At 71.9% G+C, this 7561-nt stretch carries 7 protein-coding genes; 2 read left to right on the plus strand and 5 right to left on the minus strand.

Features of this window, described 5'->3' with window-relative positions:
* The first annotated feature begins 540 nt into the window (after positions 1–540).
* Positions 541–1965 carry a replication-relaxation family protein gene (locus OG689_RS44635; RefSeq protein WP_266329381.1) on the plus strand — a complete coding sequence of 475 codons (1425 nt, stop codon included), beginning with the start codon at positions 541–543 and terminating at the stop codon, positions 1963–1965.
* 16 nt (positions 1966–1981) lie between these two features.
* On the opposite strand, the gene OG689_RS44640 is transcribed toward OG689_RS44635, so the two are convergent.
* Positions 1982–2632, minus strand: coding sequence for a helix-turn-helix transcriptional regulator (locus OG689_RS44640; RefSeq protein WP_266329382.1), 651 nt, complete (start codon positions 2630–2632; stop codon positions 1982–1984).
* Between the two features lie 447 nt (positions 2633–3079).
* On the opposite strand from OG689_RS44640, the gene OG689_RS44645 reads away from it, so the two are divergent.
* A complete protein-coding gene (locus OG689_RS44645) occupies positions 3080–3610 on the plus strand; it encodes a hypothetical protein (protein WP_266329383.1) in 531 nt (176 codons plus the stop codon).
* A 283-nt stretch (positions 3611–3893) separates the two neighbouring features.
* On the opposite strand, the gene OG689_RS44650 is transcribed toward OG689_RS44645, so the two are convergent.
* The 4 genes from OG689_RS44650 to OG689_RS44665 form a co-directional block, all read right to left on the minus strand.
* Positions 3894–4163: a hypothetical protein gene (locus OG689_RS44650; protein ID WP_266329384.1), complete on the minus strand. Its 270-nt coding sequence runs from the start codon at positions 4161–4163 to the stop codon at positions 3894–3896.
* A gap of 141 nt (positions 4164–4304) precedes the next feature.
* Positions 4305–4667 carry a hypothetical protein gene (locus tag OG689_RS44655; RefSeq protein ID WP_266329385.1) on the minus strand — a complete coding sequence of 121 codons (363 nt, stop codon included), beginning with the start codon at positions 4665–4667 and terminating at the stop codon, positions 4305–4307.
* A 275-nt stretch (positions 4668–4942) separates the two neighbouring features.
* A complete protein-coding gene (locus OG689_RS44660; RefSeq protein WP_266329386.1) occupies positions 4943–5212 on the minus strand; it encodes a hypothetical protein in 270 nt (89 codons plus the stop codon).
* Positions 5213–6213: 1001 nt separating this feature from the next.
* Entirely contained in the window at positions 6214–6639 is a 426-nt protein-coding gene (locus OG689_RS44665) for a BrxA/BrxB family bacilliredoxin (RefSeq protein WP_266329387.1), read from the minus strand.
* Positions 6640–7561: the final 922 nt, after the last annotated feature.

Genomic DNA, 7561 nt, shown 5'->3' on the forward strand with positions numbered 1-7561 from the left:
ACGCGGCCCCGCACCGGTAGCCTGGACCCAGCGTCGGGGCCTGCCCGGCGGGCTGCTGAGAGGCCGTCAAGGCATCGGTGAGGGCCCTGCGGGTCCGGGTGGCGCTCCCGGTGGGATTCCCGGTGAACCTCCCGGTGAGGCACCAACCCGCCGTCCGATCCTCTGGCCCCGCGCCCACGTTCCCGGGCCGGGCGTCAGGAGTTGTCCCGGCCCGGACCCCCGGCCGGTGAGCTTCCGTCAGCCCTACCGCAGGCCCTACCGGCACCCGCACCACCACCCCTACCGCACGCCTCCCGCCCAGGGGCGGCAAAACCGCAGGTCAGACCCGGGACAAGCCGCCTTTTCGCCGTCTCGACAACCCCGTTCCTTCTGTTTGTAGGTAGTTGGTCGGTTGGGGTTGTGTGTGACGCTCCCGGGCCGCTGCTGCCCTCCCTCCCCGGCCGGGTGGCCGGGCGCCGACTGGAGGTCGGGCGCGGGCGGGAAAGCGGGCGCGGGGCCCCGGCCCGAGGCGGTGACAGTGGCCCGGGAGATCATCAGCGGATGAACGGGGACCAGCAACAGAAACAGGACCAGCCGGCGGTGGAGCCGGGAGCGGCCGGGCCCGGCGGGACGTCGTGGGCCAGGTCCACCGACTACCCGAACGGCTCGACCAGCCGGATGCGCGCCGACGTGCTCGCCGCGCTCGGCGTGCTCAAGGTGGCCACCGCAGACCAACTCCAGCGGATCACCCGCCCCGGACTCAAGAGCAACAAGGCGCTGCGCGCGGCCCTGCTCGACCTCGGCCTGCACGGCCTGACCCTCTCCGAGGGCCGCACCACCACCCGGGACAAGCTCTGGCGGCTCACCCCGGCCGGCCTGGACGCCGCCGCCGAGGTCCTCCCCGCCGGCCGCGACCTCGGCGGCACCGCCCGAGGAGCCGGCCGCACCGGCGCCCCGCACAGCGTCATGGTGAACGAGACCATCGCCGCCATCCTCGCCGGAGGCACCGCACCCGACGCCGGGCCCGGCACCGGCACCATCACCGACTGGTCCACCGAGACCGTCCACGAGATCGGCCCCCGCCTGCGCGCCATCACCGACGCTGTCCTCCAGGCCCCGGACGACGGGGTCCCGCTGCTGCTGGTGGAGGTGGACCGGCACAACGAGACGCCGACCGAGCTGGCGGCGAAGTTCGCCGGCTACTGGGAGTTCTTCCACCTCACCTACAAGCGCCCCGCGCTGCCGACCGACAGCACCGACTGGCGGGCCCGCAGCAGCCCCGGGCTGCTGCCGCTGTGGCGCCGCCAGTACCCGCAGGCCGACCCCGCGACGCTGCCGCCGATCGCCCTGGTCCTCACCGGCGCCGGCAGGCTCGGCACCGACAACCTCTCCGTCAAGGTCCGCGACCTCACCGCGGCCTACTGGCAGCCCGACCGGCACGACCCGTTCGACTTCACCGACTCCATCCCCATCGTGGTCGCCCGCCTGGAAGACCTGCAGACCCACGGGCCGCAGGGCGAGATCTGGTGGCGCTACGGCAACGACACCCGCCAGAGCCTCACCGACGCCCTGGCAGGCCGCGAGTACACCGACCGCACCCGCGCCCGCCTCAAGGCCCAGGACGACGCCGCCCAGGCCACCAAGGACCGCCAGGCCGAGGAGAAGGCCGAAGCCTCCCGCTGCCCCACCTGCCGCCGGCGCCCCGACGAATACGAGAGCCACTGGCAGGCCAGCGACGGCACCACCGACTGCTCCCCCTGCCGCGACACGAAGAACGCCGCCGACGACGCGCAGGCCCTGAAAGAAGCCCAGGCACGCGAACGCTGCGTCACCTGCCAAACCGGCCTCATCGAGAACAACCTGCTCGCCTACGACCCCGAAGCCATCGAATGCTGGGACTGCTACAACAAGCGCGAATTCAGCACCGGAGAGCACCTGCGCCGCCCCGAACCGCCGCCGAAGAAAAGGCGACTCTTCCGCGCCTGAAAACTCCGGCCGCCATTCAATCCCTGCCTTTCGGCGGCACTCCCGACCACGGCCGCGCGGGTCCGTTCACCGGCCGGCGCCCGGCGCCGGGCCCCCCACCCTCGCCGCGGGCCCGGCGCCCCCGCTTCCCGAGCCGCTCGAGCCGCGCCCGCTCCACCTGATCGAGCTGCTCCAGCCACGCCCGCCGCCGCTCGGCCCGCAGCTCCTGCCACGCCTGCCGGGTGTGCTGCTCGGCTTCGGCGAGCCGCTGCGCGCTCACGCCGTACGCGGGCGCCGCCCACTCCTCCCAGGCGATGTAGCGGTCCAAGCGTCCGTCGTAGCGGCTGGTGGCCGTCCGGCCCCGGTGGCCCGTGACCTCCACCTGCCGGTAGGTCTCCTCGGCCATGCCGAGGGCCTGGGCCATCGCCGCGCGGCTGCGGCCGGTGTACACCCGCAGGTGCACCAGGCACTCGTGCTCCACCGTGCACAGGTCGGCCGGGGCGGCCCCCACGGCGGCCGCCAGGCGCGGGAGCACCTCGGGCCGGGGAGTGCGGGTGCCGGCCAGGTAGAGGCTCACGGCGCGCTCGGTGACGCCCGCCCCGCGGGCGATCCGGGCAACCGAAGCGCCGACCTCCCTGCGGGCGGCACGGAACGCCTCGGCGTCGAAGCCGTATCCGGCCTGGCTCACCCACGTCTCCTATCCGCCGTCGTACCGGGAGGTTCGTTCACCCTGAACGAACACCTCCCGATCCGGGCCGGTGAAGGTCCGTTCAGGATGAACGAACCTCCACCCTTCCGCCAGGCCGACAGTGCGTTCACCCCCGGGCGGGTATCGGGCCGCTGTGGCGTGACCAGCAGGCACAGAAGGCATCGGCAGGGCCCGTCAAAACCTCGGGAGATGACGGGTCCGGACAGGTGAAAATCCAGCCCACGAGACGACAAAAATCCCTCGCGAATACCTCCCTACTGCACACGCGATAAACCACCCGGCGCAGCCGACGCAAACACCCCGGGGCACCGTTGCCAATCCCTGGGACGTCCTGCTAGAAATCCACCACACCGACCGACCGGAGAGGAAAACCCGATGAGGCGAATGCGAAGCAGCCGCGAAGGCATCCGACGCCAGGCCACCGGAATGACCCGCGAGCAGATCACCAAAGCGACCGAAGACGCCGCCTCATGGGAACACCACCGCTCCAAGGTCTGCGAAAACGACGGCGACATGGCCGCCATCAAGGGCGCAATCCAGGCCCACAAGGAATGGCGCCGAATCGGCTACGTCATGGCCGAAGAGAACATGGAAACCTACAATCCCGACGCCGATCCGACAGTCCAGCGCTGGCGCCGCGAAGACGCGGAACGCCAAGCCGCCGAAAACGCCGCCCAGCACCACGCCACCGAAAACACCTCCGAGCAGCCGGCCGCCTCCGACCCGAGGACGCAGACCGTACGGACCGCCCTCGCCCGCGCCGGCCTCCACCGCCTGGACGACGACGACCACCAGGCCGTCGAGCAGCTCGCCGCCCTGCTCGACGACGCCACCTTGCGCCGGGTCGCCGACTGGTTGGAGCGCACCCGCGAAGCAGCCCTCCAGCAGGCCGCTGGACGCCCCCAGCGCCCCGCCTACCGCCGTCCCCGGCCCGACAGCTGGCCCCAGCGCACCTGAGCCGGCCGCCAGGGCTTGCCCACCCCGACCCGGGGCGGGTGGGCAAGCCCCGTGCCGCGCCCCGCCGGGCGAGGCCCCAGAGGGCCCCGCCCGGGTTGCTCCCACAGGGGGCCGGACAGGCGGCTGCACCGGGCGCCGGACAGGTGTGCCGAGAGGCGCAGCCCCCCATTCGCCCGGCAGGACGTTCCACCAGCTCAAACCCCATGGGCAAGCCCATGTTCGTCGCCGACATCTCTTCCCCACGCGACAGCCGTGGGAAGAGGTCCCCTCGGCGCCGGCCCGGTTACGCGGGCAGGACCGGGCTGCCGCACTGCTCCAGGATCTCCAGGACCTCCACGAGGTTCACGTCCTCGTCCTCCACCGCGGGTCCGTGCGCGCGCCCGTGCCGGAACTCGCCGTGGGGGTGGAAGGCGACGGTGAGGATCCAGCCGGGGCGTGTGAGCCGGACCGGCCCGTTCGGCTGCCGCCCGACGTGCCACCCGTACAAGCCCGCCGTCGCCACCAGGTAATGCGCATCGTGACTCAGCGGCGAGGCGGCCTCCGTGTCGACCATGAACCCGATGCTCCCCGCCAGCCCCACACCCCGCCACCCGGACAACCACCCCACAGGCGTGACTGTCTGGTCGTGGCATGGGGGAGGCCGCCAGCCCGGGGTGTGGGTGGCGGCCTCGTGGTGGGGCAGAGGGTCGGTGGGTCAGCGGATGTCGAGGTAGTAGCGGGTGACGTTGGCGTCACTGTCGTCCGGGGTCAGGGTGACGTCGCTGAGCTCGACGGGGCGGGTCGTGCTGACGTTCACGGCCACGCCGTACTCGTCGCGGCGGTTGGGATCGAAGGCGGAGCCGATGGTGCCGACGAACTTGATGAGGGGATGCACGTCGACCTGGGGCGAGGGCTGGGGCCTGGTGGCGACAGGCCCCACCAGCAGGGTGACCTGCCTGCCCTCCATGAGCAGCTGCAGGTCGGCGAAGTCGGGGCGCGGGCCTTCCACGACCACCGTCACCCGCGCACCGTTGCCCGTGTCCTTGACCGTCAGGTCTGTGATCTTCGCTTCGCTCATGGTCGGTCGCTCCTCGGTGATGGCCGGCCCGCCCCGAGAGAGATCAGACCGGGACTGCGTTGTGACGCTTGGTCAACGATCCGAGCCCGCCACAGGCACGTCCGGTGAGGGCTCAACGGGGGTCCACCTGGGTTCTGGGCCCAGAGCCCAGAACCCAGTGGGGTTCGGGTTGGGTGGGGTGGTGGGGCGGCGCGGCCCTGTGGGCTGTCCCGATGGGCGATGGTCCGGTCCGTGGGGTGTCTGGGCGCGGCACCGTCCGTGCTGGGTGACGGTGCTCACCGCGTGCCGCCGTCGGGGCAGGCCTGGGTGAGGAACTGCAGCAGGTCGTCCGTGACCTGCTGCGGATCGCCGCTCTGTATCCAGCTGTAGACGGCGGTGTGCACCTGTGCGTCGATCCACTGCAGGACGTAGCCGTCCGCCAGGCCGTCGCCGTCCTTGCGCCGGCGGGCGAGGACATGTCGGGGCCGGCCCGTCTGCTTGGAGAGGGTTTCGACGTCCTCACGGTCCGGGCAGTCCCGGAGTTTGTACACCCATCGCTGCTGCATGCAGCCCCCTTTGCCCTACTTGCGCCCCCGCTATTCCCCCGAGTGCCGCTGGTGAGGCGCGAAGCGGGATGCCGGGGGCGCGAGGCCGCACGTCTTCCGTGCGGGGTTGGGGGATCTTCCCTCCACGCGGCGGGAGATCCTGTGGGCATAGGGTGTCCGGCGGCCAGGTTGCCGGCCCACTTCCTCGGCCAGGACCTCGACGCCCTCGGCGCCCAGGCAGTCCCGGAGCGGGTACACCCGCTGCCGTCGCATACCGACCGTTCTTCCCCACGCGCAGCCGCTCCCCGGCCCTTCGGCCACACTGGCAGGGCCCCCGGCGGCGCCCGCCGGCACCTGAGACGCACACATCGGGCCATCAGCCGGCGGGCGCCCGCCACGGCGCCACCTGCCCGCGCCGGCCGCGCCCCGGGCCGGCCGGTGAGGCGTTCCACGTAGCTACCACCGCAGACACCACCGCAGGTAGTCCCGTAGGTGCCACCGCAGGTACCACCGTAGGTACCCCGGCCCCCTCGCGACGGCATCGCCGTTTCCGCAGCTCAGGGCCAGTTTTCCGAGCGACGGAAAATATGACAACCCCTGCTTCTGGTCCTTTCCCGGTGGTGGTGGTCGGTTCGGTCGGTCGGGCTTTGGGCCCTGCCGGGGGCTGTTGGTTGGTGGTGGCGTCCGGCAGGCGCCGGCCGCGCCCTCCGGGCGGGCCACGGCCGGTCCTCGCCGGCCCGGGGCCGACGGCCCTCGCCCGCGCCGGCCTTCACCGCCTGGACGACGACCAGGCCGTCGAGCGGCACGCCGTCCTGCTCACCGACCGGCTGGCGCGTACCCGCGAAGCCGCCCTCCACCCGGCCGCCGGGCGACAACCCTCACACCCGGCCGGCCGCCGCGCCGCCACCGGCCCGGCCCCCGTCGTTGCACCAGCCATGAACACCCCTCAGGCCGCTTCCGCTTCCGGCCCAGGGCGCCTGTGTGGGCGCCCTGGGCCGGAGGTGTGCGGGGTGGGCCGGGGGCTACTTGCCGAATTCGTTGAAGGCTTCCGTGAGGTCGGCGGCGACCTGCTGGGCGGCGCGTGCCTCGATGCGGTGGCGGGGGAGGAAGTAGACGAGTTCGCCGTCCTGGAAGAGGGCCATGGAGGGCTCGGAGGGCGGGATGTCCTCGAAGTGGGAGCGCATCCGGGCGGTGGCTTCGAAATCCTGCTGGGCGAACACGCTGACCAGTCGGTCGGGGCGCTTGGAGCCGTTCTCCAGGGCCAGGCGGACCCCGGGGCGGGCCACTGCAGCCGAGCAGCCGTCCACGAAGTTGAAGACGGCCAGAGTCGTGCCGCTCTTGGCCTCCTCCATCGCCCGGTCGACGTCCTCGGCGCTCAGCAGCTCGGTGAAGCCGACCTGGGTCAGCTCCTCCCGCATCGGCTTGACCAGCAGCGGTGAGTACGGCATCAGCAATCCTTACGTAGAGGTACAGGTCTGCAACTCACAGTAAGCGAATGTCAGGGATCCTCGCCGCCCGCCGCATCGGGCCCACCACCGCCGTGAAGCTGATGGGTGCCGGCGGCCGGAGATCTTCCGGTGAGGCCGGCGGAGCTCCACCCCGCCGGCCGAAGATCCTGCGGTCCGGGGTGGTCGGGTGGAGCCGTCGCCGGGCCCGGGCCGGCCCTGGGGTGGTGGCCGCCGGTATGGGTTTTGTGCATGTGGGTGTGTTGCGTTTTTCGCATGCCATCCCGGGGCGGTTTGCAGATTTCGCATGGGTGCCACCGCTGTCCCGGTATGCTGCTTTTGCATTGGCGTCCGGAGGGCAGGTTTCGGTGTCACTGCGGAGCAGGGAGACCGAAATTCGGGGCCGGAATTCCCGGGCATGTGGCTGCTACCCGCAATTCGCGCAATATCGTGAATGGGTGGGCACGGGCTGGGTGGCAGGATTGTCCGACGGGCGGATTCTGATACGCCGTCGGCCGGGAATCGTCGGGCGGCGCCGGATGGGGTGCCCGTTGTGGCGGGATTGCCTGGCAGGCGAATTCTGATACGGGGCCGGGCCGGATTCCTGGCGGGTTCCAGGCCGGAAAGGCCCGAATGGGTCTAGACCACCAAGGCGGGGCTGGAGGGCCCGGCCCACCGGCGACCCGCCCGGCCGCCGGCCGCCCCCGGCGCTCGACCAGGAAGGCCGGCCTTTGCTATCCTGACGACAGATCAGGAAGGAGCAGGCCATGAAACCCCGACAAGCAGGCTGCTGACCAGCACAAACCACGGACAGTCAGCAACCCACCCGCCATCACAGTCAGCCACCGCCCCGGAGGGGCGAGCCGCCCACGCCTCCGGCGCGGAGCGTCGGGCGTCAGGCCGCCGCGTAGCGGCGGCGCGTCAC

The sequence above is a fragment of the Kitasatospora sp. NBC_00240 genome, from assembly GCF_026342405.1.
GTDB lineage: Bacteria > Actinomycetota > Actinomycetes > Streptomycetales > Streptomycetaceae > Kitasatospora.

What these genes read in the sequence shown, in the direction of transcription:
- OG689_RS44650 (WP_266329384.1), bottom strand. Translation starts at nt 4,163, where the DNA reads ATGGTCGACACGGAGGCCGCCTCGCCGCTGAGTCACGATGCGCATTAC.
- OG689_RS44660 (WP_266329386.1), bottom strand. Translation starts at nt 5,212, where the DNA reads ATGCAGCAGCGATGGGTGTACAAACTCCGGGACTGCCCGGACCGTGAG.
- OG689_RS44665 (WP_266329387.1), bottom strand. Translation starts at nt 6,639, where the DNA reads ATGCCGTACTCACCGCTGCTGGTCAAGCCGATGCGGGAGGAGCTGACC.
- OG689_RS44655 (WP_266329385.1), bottom strand. Translation starts at nt 4,667, where the DNA reads ATGAGCGAAGCGAAGATCACAGACCTGACGGTCAAGGACACGGGCAAC.
- OG689_RS44645 (WP_266329383.1), top strand. Translation starts at nt 3,080, where the DNA reads ATGACCCGCGAGCAGATCACCAAAGCGACCGAAGACGCCGCCTCATGG.
- OG689_RS44635 (WP_266329381.1), top strand. Translation starts at nt 541, where the DNA reads ATGAACGGGGACCAGCAACAGAAACAGGACCAGCCGGCGGTGGAGCCG.